This window comes from Flavobacterium sp. ST-158, assembly GCF_058309975.1.
The window spans coordinates 776106-803013 of the sequence record NZ_JBZEEN010000001.1; the positions used below are offsets into that span (position 1 = coordinate 776106).

At 32.4% G+C, this 26908-nt stretch carries 25 protein-coding genes and 1 tRNA gene; 9 read left to right on the forward strand and 17 right to left on the reverse strand.

Annotation, left to right across the window (positions count from 1 at the left end):
- Positions 1-59: 59 nt before the first annotated feature.
- The 3 genes from AC4FRF_RS03280 to AC4FRF_RS03290 all read right to left on the reverse strand — a co-directional run bounded on the left by AC4FRF_RS03280 (position 60) and on the right by AC4FRF_RS03290 (position 4729).
- The gene (locus AC4FRF_RS03280; RefSeq protein ID WP_491158025.1) at positions 60-2840 is read right to left on the reverse strand and encodes an outer membrane beta-barrel protein; all 2781 of its coding nucleotides are present in this window, start codon (positions 2838-2840) and stop codon (positions 60-62) included.
- A gap of 233 nt (positions 2841-3073) precedes the next feature.
- On the reverse strand, positions 3074-4081 hold the full coding sequence (locus tag AC4FRF_RS03285; RefSeq protein ID WP_491158026.1) for a glycosyltransferase family 9 protein: 1008 nt from the start codon (positions 4079-4081) through the stop codon (positions 3074-3076).
- Positions 4082-4123: 42 nt separating this feature from the next.
- Positions 4124-4729 (reverse strand): DUF4254 domain-containing protein, encoded by a 606-nt coding sequence (locus AC4FRF_RS03290; RefSeq protein WP_491158027.1) that lies wholly within the window; start codon positions 4727-4729, stop codon positions 4124-4126.
- A gap of 98 nt (positions 4730-4827) precedes the next feature.
- Between AC4FRF_RS03290 and upp the strand changes: the two genes are divergently transcribed.
- Positions 4828-5481 carry a uracil phosphoribosyltransferase gene (upp, locus tag AC4FRF_RS03295; RefSeq protein ID WP_491158028.1) on the forward strand — a complete coding sequence of 218 codons (654 nt, stop codon included), beginning with the start codon at positions 4828-4830 and terminating at the stop codon, positions 5479-5481.
- Here upp and AC4FRF_RS03300 read toward each other — a convergent pair.
- Positions 5476-6405 carry a DUF6427 family protein gene (locus tag AC4FRF_RS03300; RefSeq protein WP_491158029.1) on the reverse strand — a complete coding sequence of 310 codons (930 nt, stop codon included), beginning with the start codon at positions 6403-6405 and terminating at the stop codon, positions 5476-5478. The genes upp and AC4FRF_RS03300 overlap by 6 nt on opposite strands.
- Positions 6406-6541: 136 nt before the next feature.
- On the opposite strand from AC4FRF_RS03300, the gene AC4FRF_RS03305 reads away from it, so the two are divergent.
- Positions 6542-6781 (forward strand): DUF6341 family protein, encoded by a 240-nt coding sequence (locus AC4FRF_RS03305; protein ID WP_491158030.1) that lies wholly within the window; start codon positions 6542-6544, stop codon positions 6779-6781.
- A gap of 71 nt (positions 6782-6852) precedes the next feature.
- Here AC4FRF_RS03305 and purD read toward each other — a convergent pair whose 3' ends face one another.
- Complete coding sequence (gene purD / locus AC4FRF_RS03310; protein WP_491158031.1) at positions 6853-8127, reverse strand: phosphoribosylamine--glycine ligase; 1275 nt, start codon at positions 8125-8127, stop codon at positions 6853-6855.
- Between the two features lie 155 nt (positions 8128-8282).
- Between purD and AC4FRF_RS03315 the strand changes: the two genes are divergently transcribed.
- Both AC4FRF_RS03315 and AC4FRF_RS03320 read left to right on the forward strand, forming a co-directional pair.
- On the forward strand, positions 8283-9593 hold the full coding sequence (locus tag AC4FRF_RS03315) for a phenylacetate--CoA ligase family protein (RefSeq protein ID WP_491158032.1): 1311 nt from the start codon (positions 8283-8285) through the stop codon (positions 9591-9593).
- Positions 9594-9635: 42 nt separating this feature from the next.
- Positions 9636-10163, forward strand: coding sequence for an ORF6N domain-containing protein (locus AC4FRF_RS03320; RefSeq protein ID WP_491158033.1), 528 nt, complete (start codon positions 9636-9638; stop codon positions 10161-10163).
- On the opposite strand, the gene AC4FRF_RS03325 is transcribed toward AC4FRF_RS03320, so the two are convergent.
- From AC4FRF_RS03325 to AC4FRF_RS03345, 5 genes are read right to left on the reverse strand one after another with little or no spacing between them, the layout of a single operon-like run.
- Positions 10164-10931 (reverse strand): glycosyltransferase family 2 protein, encoded by a 768-nt coding sequence (locus AC4FRF_RS03325; RefSeq protein WP_491158034.1) that lies wholly within the window; start codon positions 10929-10931, stop codon positions 10164-10166.
- 5 nt (positions 10932-10936) lie between these two features.
- Positions 10937-11920, reverse strand: a complete 984-nt coding sequence (locus AC4FRF_RS03330; protein WP_491158035.1) for a UDP-glucuronic acid decarboxylase family protein — start codon at positions 11918-11920, stop codon at positions 10937-10939.
- A gap of 47 nt (positions 11921-11967) precedes the next feature.
- On the reverse strand, positions 11968-13647 hold the full coding sequence (locus AC4FRF_RS03335; RefSeq protein ID WP_491158036.1) for a DUF6909 family protein: 1680 nt from the start codon (positions 13645-13647) through the stop codon (positions 11968-11970).
- Entirely contained in the window at positions 13634-15136 is a 1503-nt protein-coding gene (locus tag AC4FRF_RS03340; protein WP_491158037.1) for a GH3 auxin-responsive promoter family protein, read from the reverse strand. Before AC4FRF_RS03340 ends, AC4FRF_RS03335 begins: the two co-directional genes overlap by 14 nt.
- A gap of 41 nt (positions 15137-15177) precedes the next feature.
- Positions 15178-15678 (reverse strand): peptidase, encoded by a 501-nt coding sequence (locus AC4FRF_RS03345; RefSeq protein WP_491158039.1) that lies wholly within the window; start codon positions 15676-15678, stop codon positions 15178-15180.
- A gap of 215 nt (positions 15679-15893) precedes the next feature.
- Between AC4FRF_RS03345 and AC4FRF_RS03350 the strand changes: the two genes are divergently transcribed.
- Positions 15894-16067: a Sec-independent protein translocase subunit TatA/TatB gene (locus AC4FRF_RS03350; RefSeq protein WP_491158040.1), complete on the forward strand. Its 174-nt coding sequence runs from the start codon at positions 15894-15896 to the stop codon at positions 16065-16067.
- Between the two features lie 70 nt (positions 16068-16137).
- Here the strand turns inward: AC4FRF_RS03350 and AC4FRF_RS03355 are convergent, their stop codons facing one another.
- The 3 genes from AC4FRF_RS03355 to AC4FRF_RS03365 are packed head-to-tail and all read right to left on the reverse strand — an operon-like array spanning position 16138 to position 19802.
- Positions 16138-18261: a Tex family protein gene (locus AC4FRF_RS03355; protein ID WP_491158041.1), complete on the reverse strand. Its 2124-nt coding sequence runs from the start codon at positions 18259-18261 to the stop codon at positions 16138-16140.
- A 24-nt stretch (positions 18262-18285) separates the two neighbouring features.
- Positions 18286-18750: a type II toxin-antitoxin system death-on-curing family toxin gene (locus AC4FRF_RS03360; protein WP_491158042.1), complete on the reverse strand. Its 465-nt coding sequence runs from the start codon at positions 18748-18750 to the stop codon at positions 18286-18288.
- 2 nt (positions 18751-18752) lie between these two features.
- Entirely contained in the window at positions 18753-19802 is a 1050-nt protein-coding gene (locus AC4FRF_RS03365) for a DNA-binding protein (protein WP_491158043.1), read from the reverse strand.
- 74 nt (positions 19803-19876) lie between these two features.
- On the opposite strand from AC4FRF_RS03365, the gene AC4FRF_RS03370 reads away from it, so the two are divergent.
- On the forward strand, positions 19877-20158 hold the full coding sequence (locus tag AC4FRF_RS03370) for a DUF1294 domain-containing protein (RefSeq protein WP_491158044.1): 282 nt from the start codon (positions 19877-19879) through the stop codon (positions 20156-20158).
- Here AC4FRF_RS03370 and AC4FRF_RS03375 read toward each other — a convergent pair.
- The 3 genes from AC4FRF_RS03375 to AC4FRF_RS03385 form a co-directional block, all read right to left on the reverse strand.
- Positions 20141-21280, reverse strand: coding sequence for an ATP-binding protein (locus AC4FRF_RS03375; protein ID WP_491158045.1), 1140 nt, complete (start codon positions 21278-21280; stop codon positions 20141-20143). The genes AC4FRF_RS03370 and AC4FRF_RS03375 overlap by 18 nt on opposite strands.
- Before the next feature lie 194 nt (positions 21281-21474).
- On the reverse strand, positions 21475-21906 hold the full coding sequence (gene rpiB / locus AC4FRF_RS03380; protein ID WP_491158046.1) for a ribose 5-phosphate isomerase B: 432 nt from the start codon (positions 21904-21906) through the stop codon (positions 21475-21477).
- Positions 21907-22571: 665 nt separating this feature from the next.
- Complete coding sequence (locus tag AC4FRF_RS03385; protein ID WP_491158047.1) at positions 22572-22811, reverse strand: putative signal transducing protein; 240 nt, start codon at positions 22809-22811, stop codon at positions 22572-22574.
- A gap of 117 nt (positions 22812-22928) precedes the next feature.
- On the opposite strand from AC4FRF_RS03385, the gene rnr reads away from it, so the two are divergent.
- From rnr to AC4FRF_RS03400, 3 genes are read left to right on the forward strand one after another with little or no spacing between them, the layout of a single operon-like run.
- Positions 22929-25121 (forward strand): ribonuclease R, encoded by a 2193-nt coding sequence (rnr, locus tag AC4FRF_RS03390; RefSeq protein ID WP_491158048.1) that lies wholly within the window; start codon positions 22929-22931, stop codon positions 25119-25121.
- 5 nt (positions 25122-25126) lie between these two features.
- Positions 25127-25807, forward strand: a complete 681-nt coding sequence (locus tag AC4FRF_RS03395; protein ID WP_491158049.1) for a head GIN domain-containing protein — start codon at positions 25127-25129, stop codon at positions 25805-25807.
- Positions 25808-25846: 39 nt separating this feature from the next.
- Positions 25847-26530, forward strand: coding sequence for a LysE family translocator (locus AC4FRF_RS03400; RefSeq protein WP_491158050.1), 684 nt, complete (start codon positions 25847-25849; stop codon positions 26528-26530).
- 265 nt (positions 26531-26795) lie between these two features.
- On the opposite strand, the gene AC4FRF_RS03405 is transcribed toward AC4FRF_RS03400, so the two are convergent.
- Positions 26796-26866 (reverse strand) — tRNA-Cys (locus AC4FRF_RS03405).
- Positions 26867-26908: the final 42 nt, after the last annotated feature.

Below are 26908 nucleotides of genomic sequence, written 5' to 3' on the forward strand. Positions count from 1 at the left end.
TTTTAGGCAATAAGTGAAAGAATTAAATGATTATTCTGCACACCTCTTTGAACAAAAATCTATTTTTTAGTCTCCCCTTTGTTTTTAAAATTCCAAGTAAAACCTATCATAACATATCGTTTTAACCTATCATTTTGTTCTTGACTAATGGTGTTTTCATACACATTTCTTTGTATGCCTATATTTTGATTCAATATATCGCGTACCATAAAATAAGCAGTGAATTCATCGTTTTTAAAAGTACGCTGCAATCTGGCGTTCCACAATTGATTGGTCAAGTTGTCTTGAAAATCCGCTGTTTTTTGTCTGGTATTTAAATTATAATCTGTAGCAACTTTCCATTTTTCAGCAAAATAAACGCCTACGTCTAAATTCAAATTATTCGTATTGAACGATTTAATTTGGCTATTTTGAGTGGTACTACTTCTATTAAACGAAAACTGATTGCTTAAAGTAATATCATATTCTTTTTGTTTGGACTTGTTTAAATAAACGGAAAGTCCTGAGCTTAAATTCTTAGCACTACCCAATTTATCATTAATACTAAGTATTGATTTATTATAGCTTACTGAAGGTCTAAAATCAGCTCTAACATCAAATTTCTTGATTTTTAATCCATAGCCAAAGTAAAAACTTCCTGAAAAATTACCATTAGTATTAATAGGTTTAGAAATGGTTTTAGCCGTTTCGGGGTCAATCACTCTGCTGTAAATAATAGCATTGCTTGTGGTACTAAAATACACTCCTTGGTAAATTTGTCTTTCCGTCAATATATCATAGCTCCCTTGGTTGATGTTGAAATTATTAGTAAAAGATTGTTTTAAATCAGGATTTCCTAAAGTTTGATTAAAAAAGTCCTGATTGTTTCGCAGTGGTTGCAATTGGTCAAGTGTTGGCTGTCTGGTAGATCCTTGATAATTAAAACGTAAGCTACCATTGCTTTTATATTTATAGGTTAAACTTGCCGAAGGGAAAAAGTTAGTATAGCTTCGTTTGTATTCCTTATCCATTGTTTTATCTAACAAGTCAAAAGAGGTAAAGCCAAAACCACTTCCTATACTGTAATTGATTTTTTTAGCATTGTAACTCAATTTGACATTAGGTCTGTGGGTAGTTATTGTTTGCTCAAACTCGTTTGACAATGAAGATACCAATTGATCATATTGCCCTGTACTTTCTGAATAATCATAAGTATAATAGTTGTTTTTCCCTTTATCATAAGCTATTTGGTATGCAAACTGAAGTGATAATTGCTTAGCTATAGGTTCAGAATAACTAAAACTAGCCGAAAAATTTTGACTGGTTCTATCACCTATTTTATTTTGATTCACATCGTCTTTTGTGGCCAAAACTCCATCTACATAACTTTCGTTAGTAGACTTTAAAAAATTATTTGAATTGGTATTCAACAAACTCCAACTACTATTTACCGTAAAAGTTCGACGTGGCTTAGCAAATTTATGTTTGAATAAAACACTGGCAGACAAAGCAGATTTATCTGAATTTGTAGTGAATAATCGCTGTTGTTTATTCTTTAATATTCCTTCATTCCCCGTTGTGGTTCCATCGGTAAATTCATCACTTTCGGTGTTATAAAAATTAGTTTTAGCAGAGAATCTTAAGGAATTGACCGAGTCTAATTTTACATCATAAATAGCATTAATTTTAAAATTACTCCTGTTTACGTTAGTTACTGTAGATTTATCTTCATTCAATTGGGTATCTCCTACTTGAGTTTGAGAGATTCTACTATTGTTATTGGTATAAATTTGTTTATTGAATTTAGGTGAGAGATTCAAGTTTTGTTTATCATTCCATTTGTTGGTGTATTGTAATCCCGCATTGGTGTTTTTGATAAATCCATTTTGTGTGTTTACACGTGGTTCTCCGTCATTATTGTCCCCAAGCCATTCATAACTTACATTTCCATCATCATCCATGTTCATACTAAAGCTGTTATCACGAGCACCAAATTTCTCGCTGTCCTCCCAGCCTAATCCATCCTGACCCGTATTTCCATTTAATAAAAAAGCAGATAGTTTTCTTTTCCCTTTAAAACTACTAAACATAAGATTCGTGTTGTATCTGGAATCGGCATCTGTAAAGGGTTGATTGGCACCATCAATTTTACCAAAATATCCCTTCTTCCTGTCTTCTTTTAATTTTAAATTAATGGTCTTTTTAGTGTTACCATCGTCTATACCTGTAAATTCTGCAAGTTCACTTTTTTTATCAAACACTTGTACTTCTTTTACGGCATCGGCTCTTAAGTTTTTGACTGCCATTCCTGGATCATCACCAAAAAATTCTTCGCCATCCACCAAAACCTTTTGAACAGTTTCGCCCATAGCTTTTATAGTTCCATTTTTATCTACTTGTATTCCTGGAAGTTTTTTTAAAAGCTCCTCTACGTTAGCATTTTCACTAACCACAAAATCACTTGCTCTATAACTGGTAGTATCTCCTTTTATTCTGATGGAACCCGTTTTTATAACTACTTCTCTGAGCAATTCTATTTTGCTTTTCAAAGCAATAACACCTAGCTTATTTTCGTTTTCCTTAACTATTATTTCGTCCACATAATCGGCATATTGGTAGTGTGAAGTCATCAGGATATAATTTCCTGCTTTGACATTTTTGAAGTTAAAATTTCCCTTTTTATCCGATCGGGTAAACTTGTATAAAATAGAATCTACAGGAGTCAATAAAGCAACAACCGAATTATAAACCGCGGTTTTTTCATTTCCATCGGTTATTGTACCCGAAAGATGTCCCTGTTGAGAAAAAGCTGAAAATGAAAATAGGAACAAAATTGTAATTAATCCTGTAATTCTTTGCATAAATAGTTTCTGTTTTATTGTATGAACATTCTAAGATTTCTAAAGCAACTTTAAAAAACACTTTACATTTCCTAGTTTAACTTCTAGTTGTAAGGGCTAACTCACAGCGAGCCAAAGTAGTATTTTTAACACTAATTATTTAAAAGGTATTAGTTAAAAAATTGGTAAAATTATTCTTTCAATAAAAAAACTCAGGAAACATCGGACTTTCCTAAGGATGAAACTTAATTTACTTACTTACAATTGTTTATTGTTTGGGTAATAGAATCCGTTGTAATTGTTCGCATGGCATCTTCGTAACCAGCTACTTTTTTGTTTCCATAAACTGAAGTAGGTAATAATGGAAACTTTTCTCTATCGGAAACCAAGGCATTTTCGATAGCTTGATGGAAAGGTGAGAAACCCGCAAAAGGATGGGTGGCACCCCAAAGTGTAATGACTTTTACACCTAACATCGCGGCAATATGAGCATTTCCAGAATCCATAGAAAGCATCACATCAAGATTACTAATAAGTCGTAATTCTTGCTGAAATTTGAGTTGCCCCGCCATATTAATGACGTTTTCGTATTGGGACGAAATAGAATCTAAAATTTCAATTTCTTTTTTTCCTCCACCAAAAAGTAATATTTTGTTTTGTGGATTTGCTGCTAATTGCGAAATAACTTTCTGCATTAAATCCAAAGGATACACTTTAGATTCATACTGTGCAAAAGGTGCAATTCCTATTAGTTTTTGATGATTTTCACCAATTATAGCAATAATTTCAGGACTTAAAACTGCTTTTTCGGGGAAACTAGGATTAGATAAATCAATTGCAAAACCCAATTGTTCAAAGACTTTTATGTGTCTTTCAAACATGGTAGGTAATTGTTTGAAAACTTTATTTTCGGATCTTGTTAAAGCTTTTTTCTCTTCACGTCCTTTGTCAACTGCAGCTACTTTTTTTCCGCTCAGGGCAAAAAGTGTTCGCACAACCTTAGAACGCAATACATTGTGCAAATCGGCAAAAGCATCAATTTTTAACTTTCGTAAATCCTTAAACAACCGAATCAGACCAAGAAAGCCTTTATGCCTTTCCTTTTCGTCAAAAGCAAAAAAAGCAACATTGGGTATCGTATCAAAAAAAGGCTTGAAAAACGGACGCGAAACCACCGTTATATGAATATTAGGATGCTGTTCTACAAAAGCACGTAAAACAGGAACCGTCATGGCGACATCTCCCATTGCGGAAAGTCTCATGACGGCGATATGCTTTATTTTATTAGACAAGGGTACAGCCAATTATTTTTTTCCTTGGTATAAAACAGGATTCAACTCATCATCGTTGTACATTTTCATTTGCTTGTACACTTTCATGAATTTATCTCCATTTTCAATATCAGTCAACAAATCATCAATTGCTGTTGACAAATCAGTTCTTTGTTCTAATAATACGTTCAATTTTTCCTGACATTTATCTCTGTGCTCTTGAGAAGCCTCTGCTCTATTAGCTTCTTCTTGCATGTGATAAATTTTCAAAGCTAAAATAGACAACCTATCAAAAGCCCAAGCTGGACTTTCTGAATTGATTTTTGCATTCTCTTTTACAACTACTTTGCTGTATTTTTGCAAAAAATAACTGTCAATATATTCTACCATATCGGTACGTTCTTGATTAGAAGCGTCGATTCTTCTTTTCAAAGTCAAAGCCGCTACTGGATCAATTTGTGGATCACGAATAATATCTTCAAAATGCCATTGCACGGTATCAATCCAATTTTTTAAATACAATAAATGTTCAAACTTCTCCTTTGGATAAGGATTGTTTATAGGTTGATCTACATTATCAAATTGGTGATAATCTTTTATACTTTGCTCAAAAACGGAATAAGCTAATTTTGAAAACATCTTTATCTTTTTATTTAGACAAAGATACTTTTTATACTTTTATAAAAAAATTAGATTCTAACTTTCTCTGATTCATTTCTAACCCAAATTCAACGGCTATGCAAATTCATTATTTATCGGATAAAAACAGCATTCTCAACCATTTCTTAGGCGAAATAAGAGATGTGAATGTTCATCATGATTCGATGCGGTTTAGAAGAAATATTGAACGCATTGGCGAAATCATGGGGTATGAATTGAGCAAAGAATTAGAATATAAAACTATTGAAATTCAAACGCCACTTGGTATTAAAAAAACCACTCAAATTGCCAATTCTATTGTACTCTGTTCTATTTTAAGAGCAGGTTTAAGCATGCATTTAGGGTTTTTAAATTATTTTGACCAAGCCGAAAACGGATTCATTTCGGCCTTTAGACATCATCCTAATAATGACGATTATTTTGAAATAAAGGTAGAGTACCAAGCCATTGCCGATATTAATAACAAAACGCTGTTGTTAATAGATCCTATGCTAGCTACTGGTCAATCTATTGTGGTAGTTTACCAGCGATTAATGGAACGCGGAACTCCCAAAAACATTCATATTGCAGTAACCATAGCTGCTCCGGAAGGTATTGCTTATCTAGAAGAACATTTGCCTAACAACTGTCATTTGTGGATTGGCGCTTTAGACGAAAAACTAGACCAACACAGCTACATAGTTCCGGGTCTTGGAGATGCAGGTGATTTAGCCTTTGGAATCAAATTATAGTTGGGAGAAAAAAGCAAACAAACTACATAAAATTAAAACTCCTAATGCCAATTCCTGATTGAGTTTAGACTGTGGCATTTCGATGTGTGCCGTGGTCATAATTGCCAAAGGAGCAATGGTAAACACTAATAAATCATTGCTTTTATGTGCCGAAATTACATAGATTACAACCCCAATTAGAAAAGCAAATACAATTTTCTTAAATGAAGCGTGCAATTGCAAAGGTCTAGATGATAAAGTCATCAACATAGAACCAACAAAAAATAAAGCAATTGTGGCATAAATAGACAAGGCTGCATTTTGATAATTATTAGTAAAATAATCAATACTAAAATTTGTTTCAATTCCTTTAGTAATATAACTAATAGCATCTCCATTAAACAATAAGGAATATAACAAAAAGATAATGACTATGGCAATGAAGGCTATAAATGGTAAAAGCCAATTTCTATAATCCCCTGAAACATGCGATATGATAGAAATAAACACCAAAACCAAATACAAAATACACCAAAAATGAAATAAGGATGCTACAAAAATCCAGATTGAAGCATCAAATATTTTTTCTTTAGATGCTTTTTGAGATTGTAAAGAAATTAATCTTCGAAAAGCCAAAAGCAGAAAAAAATTAGCAAATACCAGATTAATATCGTCAAAAAGGGAAGGAAAAAAAAGTAGAAAGATTAGAAAGAATAAAATGCTAAAAGCACTGTCTTTACTAAGACCATTTCGTCTGGAAATAAAATTGGTAATCAATCCAGAAGCCAAAATTACCAAGCCAATCCCTATTTTTTTAAAAACTAAAACTGCCGAATGAGACCAAGCTAAATCTTGAATTTGATAAATAAAATCGAAAAACAGTATCAAAAATACTACTAAAGAAAAATTTAATGGTGTAGATTTTTTAAAAACACTTGTTATCATAAGGATATTTTATACTTTTGTGACTGTAAATATACTACTTGTTCAAAAAAGGAAACGAGTTAAGACAAAATTATTATTCAGATACTATTTTTAAATATTTACATATCAAATATTAATAAAATTTAAATTCTATATCATGAAAGCATTTTTCGAAGGAATACAATCACTTTTTGTTGATTTTCTTTTCAAACCATTAGATTGGTTGCGCGCTTTAGAATTAAAAACTTGGTTTGGAGCAAATACTCTAAATTGGATTTTTATGGCTATTTGTGCTTGTGCAATTGTTTACTGGATTAAACAATTACGTATTTTTGACGATGCAGGAACTGAAAATCAAGATACTACTGCACATTCTTTCTTAGGAGATAAAAAATAGTATTCTATACGATTCAAATAAAAAAACGTCTCGATATCGAGACGTTTTTTTATGCTTAAAACTGGCTTCGATTAGACTAAATCGAAACCAATATCTTTTCTGAAATTCATTTTATCAAATGTAATTTTATCTACATTTTGATACGATTGTGCTAAAGCTTCCTGGAACGAATCACCATAAGAAGTAATTGCCATAACACGTCCACCGTTAGTTACTACATTTCCGTTATCTAACTTCGTTCCAGCGTGGAAAACAATTGAGTTTTCTACATTTTCTAATCCTGAAATTACTTTTCCTTTTTCAAAATCTTCAGGATATCCACCAGAAACTAACATTACTGTAGTAGCACTTCTTGGATCAATTTTTAATTCAAATTCGTCCAGTTTTTCATTGGCCACAGCCAAGAACAACTCTACTAAATCCGATTGTAATCTAGGAACCACAACTTCTGTTTCTGGGTCACCCATACGCACATTATACTCAATAACAATTGGTTCGTTTTTAACATTGATTAGTCCAATGAAAACAAATCCTTTATATGGAATTCCGTCTTTCTGGAAACCTTCAATGGTAGGTTTTACAATGCGAGTTTCAATTTTTTCCATCAAAACAGCATCCACATAAGGAACCGGAGAAACCGCTCCCATTCCGCCTGTATTTAATCCTGTATCACCTTCTCCAATACGTTTGTAGTCTTTAGCGGTTGGCAAAATTTTATAGCTTTTCCCGTCAGTTAAAACGAAGCAACTTAATTCAATTCCGTCCAAGAATTCTTCGATAACCACTTTTGAACTAGCAGCACCAAATTTTTGTCCCACCAACATATTTCGTAATTCAGATTGCGCTTCTGCTAAATCCTGAATAATCAAAACTCCTTTTCCTGCTGCTAAACCATCTGCTTTCAATACGTAAGGTGGTGCCAAGGTTGCTAAAAAATCACATCCTTTTTCTACCGTTTCAGCCGTAAAACTATCGTAAGCTGCTGTTGGAATATTGTGTTTTACTAAAAATTCTTTAGCAAACTCTTTACTTCCTTCTAAGGTTGCTCCAATTTTTGATGGCCCAATCACAGGAATATTTTTCAAACTTTCATCGTTCAAGAAAAAATCATAAATACCTTTCACTAATGGATCTTCAGGACCTACCACAACCATTTCAATGTTTTCTTTGATAACCAAAGCTTTAATGGCTTCAAAATCGGTTACTGCAATCGCAACATTGGTAGCAATTTCGGCTGTTCCAGCATTTCCAGGTGCCATAAAAAGAGTGTCACAAAGTGGACTTTGAACCATTTTCCATGCAAATGCATGCTCTCTTCCTCCTGAACCCAATAGTAATATATTCATGTCTTTTTAATTTTTAGTTGCAAAAACCTCCTTTTCGGAGAATGGTGCAAAAATAATTGCTTTTGGACGTAAAAAATAATTATTTTTTAAAAACTTACGCAATCTAAGCCAGAAGTTCTAAGTAGAATATTATTTTTGAAGAAATAAACACTCCCATGTTTTCTATTTTTGACCTTTCGCTGCAATTAAATGCTTTCCCTATCCAGAAAGCAAAATCCGATTTGGACAAAATAGTCGCACTTTCTCCAGCCGAAAAAAAGCAATTTATTGAAAATCAGAAACAAGTTATTGTTGCCTTTCATTTAGAAAACAATGCTTTTTATAAAAAGTTAGTGGGTTCAAAAAAAAATATCAAATGGGAAAATCTACCTGTTTTAAACAAAAGCAATCTACAAAGTCCTTTAGAATCCCGACTTTCAAAAGGTTTTACAACGAAAAATAGTTATACCAACAAAACTTCGGGTTCCAGTGGTGAGCCTTTTGTTTTTGCCAAAGACAAATATACTCACGCACTTACTTGGGCTTCTAATATGTATCGTTTTGGTTTACATGGAATTGATTTTAACCGTTCACTGCAAGCCCGATTTTACGGAATTCCATTGGATTTTATAGGTAACAAAAAAGAACGCATCAAGGATTTTCTGGCCCACCGATTCCGTTTTCCTATTTTTGATTTATCGGATGCCGTTTTAGAAAAAATGCTGAAAAAATTCGAAACAACAAAATTCGAATACCTCAACGGTTATACGAGTTCCATTGTTTTGTTTGCCAAATTTTTGCGAAAGCAAAACCTCATCTTAAAAGATATCTGTCCTACTTTGAAAGTGTGTATGGTCACTTCCGAAATGCTTTTTGAAGATGATAAAATCCTTTTAGAAACACAATTCGGAATTCCAATTATCAATGAATATGGCGCTTCGGAACTGGATTTAATTGCTTTTCAAAATCCAAATGGAGAATGGCTAATCAATTCAGAAACATTGTTTGTAGAAATTTTAGATGAAAATAATAATCCTGTTCCAAATGGAACTGAAGGTAAAATTGTGATTACTTCGCTGTTCAACAAAGCACATCCGTTTATAAGATATGACATTGGTGATATTGGAATTTTGGACGAAAATAGTATTCTTGATAAACCGATTTTAAGACAACTTATTGGTAGAACCAATGATGTTGCTATGCTGCCAAGCGGCAAAAAATCGCCTGGATTGACCTTTTATTACGTAACCAAATCCATTATTGAAGACGATGGAAACGTCAAAGAATTTGTCATCAAACAACGTGAAATAGATCAATTTGAAATCGAATACGTCAGCGAAACCGAATTAGATTTGGTACAAATTCAAAAAATAGAACAAGCTATTGCTTTGTATTTAGAACCCAATTTGCACTTTTCTTTTATTAAAAAAAATACTTTAGAAAGAACCGCCAGAGGAAAATTGAAACAGTTTACATCTTTCTTATGATGTAAATAAAATCGTATATTAGTGTTTTAAAATATGGAAGCGATGGATTCCAAACTTATTCTTTCAGAAGAAACAATTTCTAATACTATTTACTACATTAGAAATCAAAAAGTGATGCTGGATAGGGATTTAGCAACACTTTACGGAATAGAAACAAGAGTTTTAAAACAAGCCGTAAGACGAAATATATCCCGATTTCCTGAAGATTTTATGTTTGAATTGTCTAAAGAAGAGTTTCAAAATTGGAGATCACAAATTGTGACCTCCAATTCAGATAAAATGGGCTTGCGTTACGCTCCAATGGCCTTCACAGAACATGGTATCCTAATGCTTTCAAGCGTTTTGAATAGCGAAAAAGCCATTCAGACCAACATTCAAATTATGCGGATTTTTACAAAAGTGAGACAAATGCTTCTGGACACTACCGAAATGAAATTAGATATTGTTCAAATTCAAAAAAAATTAGAAAATCAAGGTAAAAATATTGAATTGGTTTTCTCCTATTTAGATGAATTAACAGAGAAAAAAGAATACGAAAAACCAAGAACCAAAATTGGCTACAAAAAATAATTAAATCTTCTTAGAATAAAGCGGTTTTATAAGCAATTGGGTAAACAAGAATCCAATCATACAAAACACGGAAACTATCCAATTAAAGCCGTGAAACTGTCGATAAACCGCAAAATTATATTGGATTAATTCGGTTTTTGAAGTAGAAAGTGAATTATCTCTCACCCGATAAAAAGCCAGACTTTCAGGAACTGATTTAGCCTTTTTTATTTTCTTTAAAATAGTGAGCCAAAGCATCCAATCCTGTCTTTTTCGAATACTGGAAATACTGATTTTTCCAAAATATTCTACATCATAAATCCCAGTCAAATTCCCCACATAATTGCAGAAAAACAGCTGTGTATAAGATAAATTACGAGGTGCTTCTACCCTTTTTCCTAATAATTTTCCTTCTTCATCGATGCAATCATAAAATGAAAAAGTAAATGGTACATGATTCGTTTGCATAAAATCAATCTGCTTTTCCAATTTCTGAGGTTTCCACAAATCATCCGCATCTAAAAAAGCAATGTATTTTCCTTTGGCTTTTGCTAAAGCAGTATTTCTAGCCACTCCTGTACCTGAATTCTTTCCTAACGGATAAAATTGAATTCTTTTATCCGTTAAAAAAAGATTGATTATTGTTTGAGTTTCATCAGTTGAAGCATCGTCAACTAAGATGATTTCCCAATTTTGATAGCTTTGATTTTGAACAGATTGAATAGTATCCGAAATGTATTTCTCAGCATTGAATGTTGGAATAATTACAGATACTAAAGAGTTCTCCATCTTTCTTATTTAATATAATCGGTAAAATCCTTGTGTTCTTCTTTAGAAAGTTCTTCCGGAGATAACGATTTGAAATAATCATAGGTAATTTTCATTCCTTCGGCACGACCAACTTTGGCTTCCCAACCTAAAATTTCCTTAGCTTTGGTAGTATCGGGTTGACGTTGCAATGGATCGTTAACCGGCAACGGATGATACACCACTTTTTGGTTAGTTCCAGTTAATTTAATGATTTCTTCAGCAAAATCTTTAATCGTAATTTCGTCCGGATTTCCAATATTTACCGGATACACATAATCTGAATGCAGTAAACGGAAAATCCCTTCTACCTGATCGTCTACATAACAAAACGAACGGGTTTGCATACCATCTCCAAAGATGGTTAAATCTTCGCCACGAATGGCTTGACCTATAAAAGCTGGAATTACGCGACCATCATTGAGACGCATTCTTGGTCCGTAAGTATTAAAAATGCGCACAATTCGGGTTTCTACCCCGTGAAAAGTATGATAAGCCATCGTTATCGATTCTTGGAAACGTTTGGCTTCGTCATACACTCCTCTTGGCCCAATGGTGTTTACATTACCATAGTATTCCTCTGTTTGCGGATGTACTAATGGATCACCATAAACTTCGGAGGTAGAAGCAATCAAAATTCGGGCTTTTTTAACTCTGGCCAAACCTAACAAATTGTGTGTTCCAAGTGAACCTACTTTTAAGGTTTGAATTGGAATTTTCAAATAATCAATTGGACTTGCTGGTGAAGCAAAATGCAGAATATAATCCAATTGCCCAGGCACATGTACAAACTTGGTAATATCATGATGATAAAATTCGAAATTTTCCAATTTGAACAAATGCTCAATATTTTTTAAATCGCCCGTAATGAGATTGTCCATCCCAATAACAAAATAACCTTCTTTAATAAAACGATCACACAAATGAGATCCTAAAAATCCTGCCGCACCCGTAATCAATATTCTTTTCATATATATGTCATTGCGAGGAACGAAGCAATCTATTCCTCTCTTTAAATTTAACTGATATTAAAAATTTGTTCTAATATTTTAATGGTAATCAAGTAGGTCGGTTTTACGCCTGATGTTCCTAAACCTCCCGAAGCCAGTGTACTTCCTGTTTCCAAAGGATTATCCGAAGCATAATACGCATAACGCACTTTGACATCTTTAGGGATGCTTTTTCTAATTTTTGAAGCTGATTGAATGGCTTTTTGATAATGGGATCCTTCCATTTCTAAACCAATAACTCCCCAGGTAGATTCATGGAAAAATTTTAGTAAGTCCTTATTTTGCAATGAAGTTCCCAAAACGGTAACCATAGATCCTCCAAAAACAGCAATATTATTACCTAGAAACATCTCGGGAGTTAATTCGTTCTCGAAAAAATAATTATCGGCGGTTCCCTCATTGATGTGGGCATTTGGAATCATAATATCACCTTTTCCTCCTTCGAGAATTCCGGCTTTTCCCATTATTGAAACCGACTGTACATTGAGAAAAGTATTCTTTTTGTAAGGTTTTAACAACTCATCAACCGTTTCATAAGCCTGTTCACCAAAAGCATAGTCCATCACAATTAGAACCGGTTTTTCATCTCCAAAATTAGCGTTCGGGAAAGAAGTACTTGCCCAATCAATTTTAGCCGTATCAAAAATTTGCACATCAATATTGGCTCCTGAATTTTCAGGCAAAAAAACCATGCCTTGTTTCATAGCCACTTCTTCCACCAAAGTACGATTTCCATTTGCTGTTGGCTTACTCAATTCTTCAAAAATCTCAAATTCCGATTTGCCTTTCAAAGTCGATTTCAGAGCATTTTTAGCAAAAATAGAATTCATCACCGAATGCATATTGGCACTAATAATATGAATAGGGCGTTCCAGAAGATGATTAGTCTTCAAAACCTCTTTGATACGCGTTGCCCAGATTTCGCCGTGAATATGATGTCCTAAACGCTCTCTAAGAATAGGACTAAAGGTAATGGTTCTTTTATTATTGGTCACCACTTCTTCCATGGCTAATTTTCCTAACCAAAAAATGATGCTTAAAAAACGATCCGGATTTTCTTCTGAACCAAAATCATCATAAATTTCCAATACATCTTCAAAACTGCGACCCAAAATATTAGCCGCATGCGAAATAGCTATTTCTTTCTCGACCAAAGTTAAAGGTTCTATTTTTAAAACAGCTTCTTCCAGTTTTAACCAATCACGAGATACTTCGCCGGCATCGTCTATTAAAACTCTGTTTTTTATTTTATGTGATTCAATGAAAATAAAAGTCAGATGTGTCAAAATATCATAAATATCCGAACGCCCACGAGTAATTTCAACATTCATTTGTTCGGCATCAATGCGGTAACAATTGCGTCTCCTTTTAGGTGGAATTATTGCCTGAAAGTGCGATTTGGAATAACCTTCATCTGAAGTTAAATTGATATAGCGACATTCTTCTATACCAAAAGGTAAACGTTCAATGACATATAAAAGTCCGTTGAGTTCGACTTTTTCATCGGCTATATTTCCATAAATTTCTGGACGCAGTGTCATTAGAGCTTCACGCAAAGTATCACCCGAAACCCCCATTGGTTTGTAAAAACCTCTATTGAACAAATGACGCATGGTAATGTACATTTTTTCAATAGCCGCCGAGGATTCCTGAGCACGGGTTCTGGATATATTTTTAGTTTCTTTCATTGTTGTTTTTAGTTAAAAAATCAGCAATTTTTCTATCGTTAGAAAGTCTTGGGATTTTATTTTGTCCGCCTAATTTTCCGATGGATTTCATGTATTCCTGAAAACCATTTTTAGGCACTTTAGTAATAACCACTTTTTGCAAAATGTTCCCCACAATTAAATCGTCATAATAGATATTTTGTTTGCGCATGGCGTTGTCTATTGCTTCCGCAAAAGTGTTCATGTCCTCAGGTTCTTGTTCAAATTCAATAAACCATTCGTGATACGGCAAACCTCTAGCTGGCGTAATTTGTGGTGCAACAGTAAATTCATTCACTCGAATGCTAGTTCCTTCCATGGCTTCCTGCAAAGCGCTTTCGACTTCTTTGCCAATAACATGTTCCCCAAATGCCGAAATATAATGCTTAATCCTGCCTGAAACAATCACGCGATAAGGTGTTAAAGAAGTAAACTGAACGGTATCGCCAATATTATACCTCCAAAGTCCCGCATTGGTAGAAATAATCATCACATAATTCACGCCCAATTCGACTTCACCAATAGTGTAGCTGCGAGGATTTTCATTATAAAATTCTTCTGATTTAATGAATTCATAGAAAATTCCGGAATTCAACAGCAACAACATTCCTTTCTCTTTTTGCGAATCCTGATAGGCAAAAAATCCTTCAGAAGCCGGAAATAATTCGATACTATCTACTTTTCGCCCAATTAGATTTTCAAACTTGGCTCTGTATGGCTCATAATTCACACCGCCATAAATGAACAAATTGAAATTCTTAAAAATATCCCCCACAGGCTTATTCCCTTTTTGTTGCAAACGCTCAAAATACATTTGCACCCAGGATGGAATTCCCGAAATCACGCTCATGTTTTCGTTAAACGTTTCTTCGACAATCGCATCAATCTTAGCTTCCCAATCTTCGATACAATTGGTTTCCCAGGAAGGCATGCGGTTTTTCTGCAAATATTTCGGCACAAAATGTGCTACAATTCCGGAAAGTCGGCCGAATTTAATTCCGTATTTTTCTTCTAAAATGGGACTTCCCTGCAGGAAAATCATTTTCCCATCTACAAAATCGGCTTTGCCTGTTTCATGAATATAACTCAAGATGGCATTTCGTGCCGCTTCAATATGATACGGCATCGATTCCTTAGTCAACGGAATGTACTTAGCACCCGAAGTTGTTCCCGAAGTTTTAGCAAAATACATGGGTTTGCCTTTCCACAACACATTCTCCTCGCCTTTTACTACTTTTTCCACATACGGTTTCAAATCTTCATAATCGCGAATGGGAACTTGTTTGACAAAATCTTCAGTATTTTTTATTTGGTCAAAATGATGGTCTTTACCAAATTGCGTATACTTTGCAGCTGCAATCAAATCTTCAAAAACCGCTTGTTGTGTTGCCACAGGATTAGTGGCCCAAGCCTGCGTTTTTTTATGTATTTGTTTAGCAAATAATTTTGCCGCTATTGATTTTATTGACATTTCGTTTTGCTGATTATAATTTGTTTAAAGAAATACAGAAACTATTTCTTCTTTTTTACAGCTGTTTGCTGTGCTTTTTTATCTTCTTTCTCTACCTCGGCTCTCAACTCTAATTCTTCTTTGGAAGGTGATAAATCTACTTTTGAAACCGAATCTACTGCAACTGCTAAGATGGAATCTTTATTAAATTTAGCATAATCTAGTTTACCCGTCAACACTTTTTGAATGGATAAAATATAGGCTTGATTTTTCTTTAAAATAGTAGTCAAAGAATCCGATTTTAAGGCCAGCTCCGTGGCGTCTTTCTTTAATTTGGTAGAAGAATATCCTGGAATAAATTCGCGCAAAGGCGTAAAAGCAATGATGAAAGTAGTCACTGCAATTAAGAAAATTGCGCCTAATGAAGCCACCACAAAAACATTCATTAAAGTTAGTTTTAAAGAAAAAGTTTCCTCAAAAGTATCTTCATTCAATATAACCAATCGGTTTTTAGTGAATAATTTACTGTGAAGTTTCTTTCTTTTTAATCTTTTGCCTGACATGCTTTTTCTTTATTTCACAAATATAATAATTAAAGTCAATCAATGAACTTTGCCAGCATTAGCTTATCATTATAAATAATTGAAAAAAAATTAAATAATTTTTAACGTTATATAAATTAAATAATTGCGAGAAATTGAATTCATAATTAATTAATTCTATTTACCTTTGTAGTCAGTTTTTAATACAAATTTGCTTCGGCATAAATTATTCAATCATGGGAAGATTAGGTTTACCAGAAATCCTTGTTATAATAGCAGTTGTTTTATTACTTTTTGGAGGTAAAAAAATTCCAGAATTAATGAAAGGTCTTGGTAGTGGAATTAAAGAATTCAAAAACGCTGCAAAAGAAGATCAACCAGCTGATAAAAAAGAAGACGAAACAAAATAAAAAATTGCGATTTTTTATTCAAAATCCAGATTCGAAATGTACTGCATCCGAATCTGGATTTTTTTGCTTTCTAAATCACCATCGTCAACTGAATTCGTTTTCTATCCTCATCAACTTCGGTTACTTTTACCTGTACTTGTTGGTGTAGCTTCACTACTTCATTTACATCACTTACAAAGCCTGCTTTGAGCTGAGAGATATGAACCAAACCGCTTTCTTTGATTCCTAAATCTACAAAGCAACCAAAATTAGTAATATTATTCACTATTCCCGGCAAAATCATTCCGGATTTCAAGTCTTTTATGGTTTTTACATTTGGGTCAAATTCAAATATTTTAGCCGCTTTTCTTGGATCTAAACCTGGTTTTTCCAACTCTTTGATAATGTCCTTAATCCCTAAAATCCCAATCGTTTCATTGGTATAATTTTCTGCTTTTATCAAAGCTGTTTTTTCTTTGTTGGCAATCAAATCGTTTACCGAAAGTTTTAAATCTTTCGCCATTTTTTCCACAATGGGATAAGCTTCTGGATGAACGGCCGAATTATCCAATGGATTTTTACCTTCTTTTATTCGAATAAAAGCTACACCTTGCTGATAGGCTTTTTCACCTAATCGAGGCACTTTTTTCAATTGTTTTCTATCTTGAAAAGGACCATTTTCAGAACGGTATTGCACAATATTTTCGGCCAGCTTCTCTCCTATTCCACTCACATAACTCAACAAATGCTTGCTCGCCGTGTTGATATTAATACCCACCGAATTCACACAACGAATTACAGTGGAATCCAGTTCTTCTTTCAACTTATTTTGATCCACATCATGCTGGTATTGGCCTACGCCAATGGCTTTCGGGTCAATTTTTACCAATTCAGCCAAAGGATCACTCAGCCTACGACCGATAGAAACCGAACCACGAACCGTTACATCATAATTAGGAAATTCTTCTCTGGCAATTTTAGATGCGGAATAGACCGATGCTCCAGCCTCAGAAACCACAAAAACCTGTACTTCTCGGTCAAAAGCAATTTTTTTGATAAAGAATTCTGTTTCACGGGAAGCTGTTCCGTTACCAATTGAAATAGCATCAATGTTATACGCATTAACCATCGAACGGATTTTTTTCATAGCCATTGCCGATTCATTTTGAGGAGCATGCGGATAAATGGTTTCGTTGTATAACAAATCGCCTTTTTCATCCAGGCAAACTACTTTACAGCCACTTCTAAAACCGGGATCAATGGCTAAAATTCGTTTTTCTCCTAAAGGCGGAGCCAATAACAACTGCCCTAGATTATTGGCAAAAACCTGAATCGAATTGGCATCGGCCTTTGCTTTGGCCTCCTGCAAAGTTTCATTTGCAATAGCGGGTTGCAACAAACGTTTGTAACTATCTTCAATGGCTAATTGCACATGAGACGTGGCTGGACTTTGTCCTTTCAAAACTAATTCGTCAATAATATCATAAACTTCGTCCAAATCGGTTTCGACTTTAAACTTGATAAAACCTTCATTCTCGGCACGCAACATCGCCAACAATCGGTGTGAAGGCGCTTTAGTCAACGGTTCTGACCAATCAAAATACTGACTGAATTTTTGGGCTCCCTCCTCTTCTTTTTTACTTTTAACCACTTTGGTTGTAATGGTCGCTTTTCGTTGGTACAAACGACGTAATTGTTTACGAACAAAAATATTTTCATTAATCCATTCGGCAATGATATCTCTTGCTCCTTGCAGGGCGGCATCTTCGTTTACCACATTTACATTCAAATATTTTGTAGCCAGGAAATCAACATCATCTTTTCCTTGCGCCATGATAATTTTAGCCAAAGGTTCTAATCCGTTTTCGCGGGCTACATCGGCCTTCGTTTTTTTCTTCTTTTTGAATGGCAGATAAATATCCTCCAATTCTTGCGTATCAAAACTTTGTTGGATTTTTTTCTCTAATTCCGGCGTTAAAGCTTTTTGCTCTTCTATAGATTTTAAAATAGCTTCTTTGCGTTTTACAATAGCTTCATACTCTTTTTGAAGTTTAGCAATTTGTTCAATTACAGTTTCGTCCAGATTTCCGGTTTTGTCTTTTCGATAACGGGAAATAAACGGAATGGTACAATCTTCTTCCAATAATTGAACCGTATTTTGAATGTTTATGGCTGCTGTGTTAACAGACTTGGCGATGAATTGTATGTTGGTCATTATAATTTGTAACAATTTTAATGTTTAAAATTCTGTTTCTTCGTTATTATTTTCTTCAATACAAGAAATTGCATTAATAATTTTTAATTGAAGTTCTTCTTCGTAACTATTCTCATACAAAATAGATGTAACTATTTCCTGTAACAAATCTTTATCAATTTTATTATCCGCTACATGAACTGCAATATTTTCCATTTCTTTTATAAAATAACTTACCTTAAAATCAAAACCATTAACTTCTAGAAAATATGCAGATAATACTATTGAAGTTCGTTTATTTCCATCTTCAAAAGCATGATTTTTATTTATTGAATAAAATAAATGACATACTTTATTTTCAAATTCTGGATAATACAAATCATTTTGTATATGTTGTAAAACACTATCAACCAAACCTATATTAATAATTCCTTTTTTTCCACCACTATTTTCAATTATAAAATCTTGTTCTTTAATAGCGTGATTTGTATCAAAATATAAATAGTTCATAATTAACGATCTTTTAAACGTTTAAACACATCTATATTTTCTTTTAATCTATCTTCAAGTGCTTGACTTCTTTCTCCCAAAAATTTATCAAAATCCTCAGTACTTACCGTATTTACATAATCTTTTAATTTTTCATGTAAAGCGTCTCTAAAAGCCATATCTCTACTTGCCATTAAACTTCTTGCTTTTTCTCTTAAAGGCTCATATATTTTATTAGTTAATTTTTCAAAATTAGCATATACTTCATGGGCTTCAGATAATGTAAATTGATTTTTATTTATCTGAAATTGATCTTTTAAAAATTCTGCAAAACCATTTTCATAACTGGATATTAAATCTAAAACTTCTGAATACATTGTGGCTCTCACACTTTCCTTCTTTTTTAAATCAAGTACTTTTCTATATTCTTTAGCATTCTCCTTGAAAATACTTTTATATATTTTATCCGTCAACTGTCCATATTTAAATTTATTTGGAACTATATAAAAATCAATTGCATTTGTAAATTCTTTTCTATAATTTATTTCTCTCATTGCTGCTGGAACAAATTCCTCTTCCCTCTGATTAATAAATTTAGTAGAACCTCCTAATTTTTTATTCAAAACATCAATCACTACATTTAAAACAAAATTTCTTATTTCTTTTGCCTTTTCAGATGTTTGTAATAACATTCCAATATTTAATAATGCTTTAAAAGTAAATACAGATAAACTTGTTGCTCTTTTACCAACCAATTCATTATCATTATCTTGCATCAACTGACCGACATCGATGTCGGTCAGTTGATTAATAAATTCTTTAAAGGTTTTAAGTTTTATACCTCTAAAAATTTCATAACCTGAATTTATTAACTCTTGATTATTATCTTGTAAAATACGCTCAATTGTTCTAGTATCAACATCATAAAATTTAGCAACCTGATTAAGAGTAAACCTATATTTATTCTCAAAATATATTCCCATAAAACCTAATTGGTTATACATTTCTTTGATGGCAATATTGTTATTTAATACATTATTCCTGTCAATCTGAGAGTTGGTTAAATCTTTCATTATTATTTAAGTAAATTGATAATTATAATATAATTGCTAAAATACTATCTTTAACTTTTAATTAATCACCAATAATGATTTTATTCTACGTTTTTTTAGAACTTAATTTATTTGCTTTTTTAATTATTGGCTATGACAAAAATTTAGCTAAAAAACATAAAAGAAGAATTCCAGAAAAAACACTTTTAACTTTTGCTTTCGTTGGTGGAACGATTGGTTCTGGATTAGGAATGCTAATTTTTAGACATAAAACAGCTAAAAAAAGCTATTTATGGAAGTTTTGGAGTATTGTTTTTATCCAAATTACATTGATTTATCTGAATTATTATTTTGGAATTTTAAACTATAAAATCTAAATAATTCTGCTTGTTAATCACCTCAAAACTTGCGTCAGTATAAGCTTTGGCGAAAGCCGTAGGAATCTTGGCTTTTCGGTTTTCATTCCATTTGAATTCATAACCGTGTAAAATACCGTTTTCTTCTTCTAACCAGTCTAATTCTTGTTGGTCGTAGGTGCGCCAAAAATAATTTGTAACCGTTTTTTGAGTATAATTTTGATATTTAATTCGTTCCGAAGCGAGATAATTTTCCCATAATGTACCTACATCTGTTCTGGAATCCAAACGACTAAAGTTGGCTATAATCGCATTACGGATACCGTTATCATAAAAATACCATCTGTTCGATTTAGTAATTTCTTTGCGTAAATTTCTACTGAAACCTGGTACTTTATAAATAACAAAAACTTTGGAAAGTAAATCCAAATAACTTTCGACCGTGTTTTTAGAAATACCCAGTTGTCTGGCTAATTCTTGTAGCGACACTTCTTGCCCAACTTGAAAAGCTATTAATTTTAACAAATCCAGAATTTTATTAGATTGTTTAATGCCTTCATAAACCAAAATATCCTTCAATAAATACGAATTGACTATCTCCTTTAAATAATTGATTTTATCATTCCAATCCAGGTATTGTTCCAATTCCGGATACGATCCAAAAAGCAATCGTTCTTCTAATTTTTGAGTCGTTTCTTTAAAATTTTCATACTTCGCAAATTCCATCTGAGCCAACGGAAATAAATAAATAGTATTTTTTCTGCCTACTAAAGGTTCGCCCAACTTATTCGATAAATCAAAAACCGAAGATCCTGTAGCAATGATTTTTATATCCTCAATAGTATCTACAATCAATTTTAAAATCAATCCAATTTCAGGAATATTTTGGGCTTCGTCAATAACTAACAATTTTACATTCGCTAAAAGACGTTTATAATTAACAACTGATCGTTCTTTCAATAAATCGGCATCTTGAATATCTTCCCCATTTAATTGTAAATAATCTTCTTTAGGAATCGTAGAAAGATAATTTTTGATGAAAGCCGTTTTACCCACACGTCTTGCTCCCAATAAAATCAACACTTTATTAGGTAAAACTTTTTTGGAAAATACTCTATCTATTCCTCTTTCTAAAAAATTCATGACTTTGAATTTTAATTATTTTAGATACAAATATAATCAAAAAACGTTAATTCAGTCAGTACGTTGACTGAATTAACATTAATTCAGTCAGTACATTGACCGAATTCACATTAAATTAGTCGATAGAAAACAATAAAAAGCCCGGTAAAATACCGGGCTTTTATTAATTTTTGGTGCGAAGCACCGCGAAAATTTTATTGACAAGCAATTTTATCAACTCTATTTTGGTGTCTTCCACCTTCAAAAGCAGTATTTAAAAATGTTTCAACAATTTCAATAGCTTGTTGAATAGAAGTATAACGCGCTGGGATACTTACAATATTAGCATCGTTATGCAAACGGGTTAAATAAGCAATTTCTTTAGTCCAACACAAACCAGCTCTTACACCAGCATGTTTATTAACAGTCATAGCAATTCCGTTACCACTTCCACAAATTACGATTCCAAAATCAGCTTTTCCTTTTTCAACATCAGTTGCTACTGGATGACCAAAATCAGGATAATCAACAGAAGCATCTGTATCCGTACCATAATTAGTTACTTCATATCCTTTAGCTTCTAACCATTTCACTATAGCTATTTTATATTCCGGACCTGCGTGATCGTTTCCAATTGAAATTTTCATTTTGTATGTATTTAATTTTTTGCAAATTTACCAAAACTATTTGTCTTTTTATTAAATTTTGAAAAAGTAAAATAGCACTGCTTTAATTACTATATAATCATCACATTATTAATAGGATAGGAGGTTATTAACAGTTTTAATAATTCATAAAACATTGGAAATCAATTACTATAATATAATTAATTTGTTAAAATTTTGCATTGTTAATAGTGATTTATAATTCGTTGATTTTCAGTTAACTTTAATTTAACATGAGTTGTTAATAAGTTGAGATAGAAAATTAGAAGTTTTTTTTGGTGGTAATAAAAAAAAATCTAATCAAAAATTGAGTTTTAAAAACCAAATAAAGTTTGAGCGATTTTTAGAAAAGTTATAAACATAAAAAGAAGATTTATTAATACAATTTCAAAAAATACTTATTTACATTTTAAAATGATTTCAGGTTATCAACGGTTGTTAACTAAAATTCAAAAATACTTTAAAATTAAATATTTAGCCTTCTAAAACTATGTTAATAACTCTTGAAAAGATGGTAAAACTTCATTTAAAAGCATTTTTAAAATAATTTATTGCCATTATTAACACACTATAATAACAATAAATATTTTTTAAAATTTTAAAATTTCTTTTTTATTATATTAATATATGTTGACAACTTTGAAAAATTAAACAATTTTTAAATTGTTATCGTATTTCATTTCTTGAAGAATTGTTTTTACGGTCTCTAAATCGTTTGGATGAATTTTAAGTTTGATTCCTCCTAAAGCTGTGGAAGACATAGGAACAATGGAAGACATGATTTCGTTTTCAAAGTAATACTGCAAACCTTCCTGATCCAATCGATGTTTTAGAATTTCGATTTCGTGAATGTAATCAAAAGTAGCAATGGTAATAAATGCTTCCATAGCGATCAAATTGTTAAAAGGTAAATACTGAAATACGTTATATTTTATTTAAAACTGTTTCCTTTTCTTCATAACTGCCTAACTATTTTGTAATTTTCGACTTTTAAGAAAAGACGTATGGGAAAAAGATTAAGAAAGCCTGCTAAAAAAGAGAAAAGTTTCTCAGATAAAATTATAAAAATATTATCTAATAGTGCTAATAAAGCCTTTAATTATAAGCAGATAGCAGCAAAATTAGATGTTGATGATACACAAAGTAGAAATCAAATTATAAAAGATTTAAAAATTCTTGCTGCCGAAAAGAAAATCATTGAATCCGAACCTGGAAAATATTTAATCAAGGCAGTAAGCCAGGATTATTATGAAGGTACAATTGATATGACGAGTCGTAAAACAGCTTATTTTATTTGTGATGAATTTGAAGAGGATATTTTTATTCCAACCAATAATTTAAATCGTGCTTTAGACAAAGATAAAGTAAGCGTTTATGTGTATAACAGAAGAAAGGGTAGAAGAGCTGAAGGAGAAGTAATTAAAGTTTTAGAAAGACATAAAACGGACTTTGTTGGAGTAATTGATATTCAAAAAAACTTTGCTTTTGTATCGACTGCAAATCCAAAAATGTACACCGATATTTTTATACCAAAAGACAATTTAGGAGATGCTGAAAATGGTGATGTGGTATTGGTTCACATCGAAGATTGGCCTAAAAGAGCCGATAGTCCTTTTGGAAAAGTGATTAAAGTTTTAGGAAAACCAGGAGAACATGATACCGAAATTCATGCTATTTTGGCGGAATACGGTTTGCCTTCTGAATTTCCTATTGAGGTAGAAACTTATGCTCAAAAGATTGATACTTCTATAACTGAAGCTGAAATAGCCAAGCGTCGTGATATGCGAGATACGTTAACTTTTACAATTGATCCAAAAGATGCCAAGGATTTTGATGATGCACTTTCGTTTAAAAAACTTGAAAATGGAAACTACGAAATTGGAATTCACATTGCAGATGTTTCGCATTATTTAGAAGAAGGAACCATACTTGATGATGAAGCCTATCAACGGGCAACGTCTGTTTATTTGGTAGATAGAGTAGTGCCTATGTTACCTGAAGTGTTGTCTAATTTTGCTTGTTCATTGCGTCCGCAGGAAGAAAAATATACTTTTTCAGCAGTGTTTGAAATTACCGAAAAATGTCAGGTTGTCAATCAATGGTTTGGTAGAACCGTAATTTATTCGGACCAACGATTTGCTTACGAAGAAGCACAATACATCATAGAAACCAAAGACGATACTATTCCAGAAGAAATTTCACTTACTGGTAGTTCGTATCAAGTTTCGGAAGAAATTGTCTCAGCAACGCTAAAATTAGATGAATTAGCTAAAATTTTCCGCAGAAAAAGAATGAATGATGGAGCGATTTCGTTTGATAAAGTAGAAGTAAAATTTAATTTGGATGCTGATGGAGAACCGGAAGGTGTTTATTTTAAAATTTCTAAAGATGCCAATCATCTGATTGAAGAATTCATGCTTTTAGCCAATAAAAAAGTGGCGGAATACATTGGAAAACAAAAGAAAACTTTTGTTTATAGAATTCACGACGAACCAAATGAAGATAAATTAATTGCGATGCAGAATGTAATTGCAAAATTTGGTTATAAAATTGATTTCCGTAATCCTGGCGATATTTCCAAATCTTTGAATCAATTAATGGAAGATGTAGCTGGAAAAAAAGAACAAAATCTTATTGATACACTGGCTATCAGAAGTATGAGTAAAGCTAAGTATTCTACTGATAACATTGGTCATTACGGATTAGCTTTTGATTATTATTCGCATTTTACTTCGCCTATTCGTCGTTATCCAGATGTTATGGTACACCGTTTGTTACAATATTATTTGGATGGTGGAAAATCGGTTGACGAAGAATTGTATGAAACCAAATGTTTGCATTGTTCCACTATGGAAGGTTTAGCTACTAATGCCGAAAGAGATTCTATCAAATACATGCAGGTAAAATACATGCAAGATCATCAAGACGAAGAATTTTTAGGAGTTATTTCGGGTGTAACAGAATGGGGAATTTATGTAGAAATTGTAGCTAACAAATGCGAAGGAATGGTTCGAATTAGAGATATCAAAGAAGATTATTATACTTTTGATGAAAAACAATATGCCTTAGTGGGTGCAACTTCTAACCGTTTACTACAATTAGGAGATGAAATCTACGTTAAGGTAAAAAATGCCGATTTAGTCAAAAAACAATTGGATTTTAATTATTTAAGAAGATCAGAAGAAACAGAAAATTAATGAAAATGAATATGAAAATAAAAAATGTATTTTTAGTAGTAATTGCAATTATTTCGCAAACTACTTTTGGACAAGTAACCAAAGTTTTAGGTGATTTTAGCAGTGTAAAAGTGTATGATAAACTAAGTGTAAAACTGATAGATTCTAATGAAAATAAAGTAGTTATTACTGGAAATAGAGAAAAAGAAGTAGAGGTTGTTAACAATAATGGAGAGTTAAAATTAAGAATGCCTTTTCCTAAATTATTATCAGGAGATGACATTTCTATCAAATTGTACTTTAAAAATGTTGATGATGTAATGGCAAGCGAAGGATCTTCGGTATCCAGTGAGGCTGTTTTTAAGCAAACTATTTTTAATTTGAATGCTAAAGAAGGGGCTTCTATTAATTTGAAAGTTGATGCACAAAAAGTAAATGTAAAAGCAGTTACTGGAGGTATTATTGAATTAAGTGGAGCAGCAGCTAATCAGGATGTGGTAATTATGTCTGGTGGTGTGTTAAAATCTAAAAATTTACATACTTCTCAAACTACTGTAACTGTCTCTGCAGGAGGAAACGCCGAAGTAAATGCTAGTACTTTAGTAGATGCAAAAGTGAAAGCCGGAGGTACAATTTCTATTTACGGAAAACCAAAACAAATTAATCAACAAACAATTTTAGGAGGAAAAATAGAAGAAAAAGAATAAAAAAAATGTATTTTTATTCGGTAAAAAATTCTAAAATTGATGATTAACGATATTTTATCAGGGATTCCATGGGGAATTTTCCTGAGTTTTATGATTGGTCCTGTTTTTTTTATTTTGCTGGAAACTAGTATTATAAAAGGATTTAGAGCTGCTCTTGTATTTGATTTAGGTGTAGTTTCAGGCGATATTATTTTTATTGCCATTGCTTATTTGGGAAGCTTCAGGTTGATTCAAAGTTTAAAAGATAAACCGGCACTTTTTATTTTTGGCGGAATTGTAATGTTAGCTTATGGCGTTATTTCGTATGTAGGTTTGCATAAAGAAAAGAAAATTGATACTAAAAAAATTGATAACGAAATCATTAAAAAAGACTATTTAGGTTTGTTTTTAAAAGGACTTTTTTTAAATGTTATCAATATTGGAGTTTTAGGATTTTGGTTGGCAGTTATTATTTCTGTTGGTCCAAAATTAGACATGCAAACTTCCAGAATGATGACTTTTTTCAGTACCGTAATTATCAGTTATTTGTTAGTAGATTGTATTAAAATTCTGTTAGCTAAACAATTACAATCTAAAATGACTCCAGGAAATATTCTTAGAATAAAAAAAGGAATCAGTATTGTTTTGATGATTTTTGGATTTGTGTTAATAACACAAGGATGGTTCCCTAAAGAAAAAGAAATGGTAACTAAAGCTTTTCAACATATAGAAGAACAAAAATAAAATGGATTATTAAACCGCTTATAATGAGCGGTTTTTTTTATGTTCAGTTGTGTCATTGCGAGGAACGAAGCAATCACATAACGAGAGTGACTAAGTGGATTGCTTCGTTCCTCGCAATGACAAGATTGTGGAAAATTAGAATAAAAAAAACTCCAAATTACTTTGAAGGTTTTTGAGGCATCGTCCGGATTCGAATCTATCTTTATTTAATTTTTTCTAAAAATTAATCATAAAAAAAAGAGACACATTTCTGTATCTCTTTTTGAGGCATCGTCCGGATTCGAACCGGAGTAGGAGCTTTTGCAGAGCCCAGCCTAGCCGCTCGGCCACGACGCCATTGTTTTATGGACTGCAAAAGTAATTAAAAACTTTAAAGTT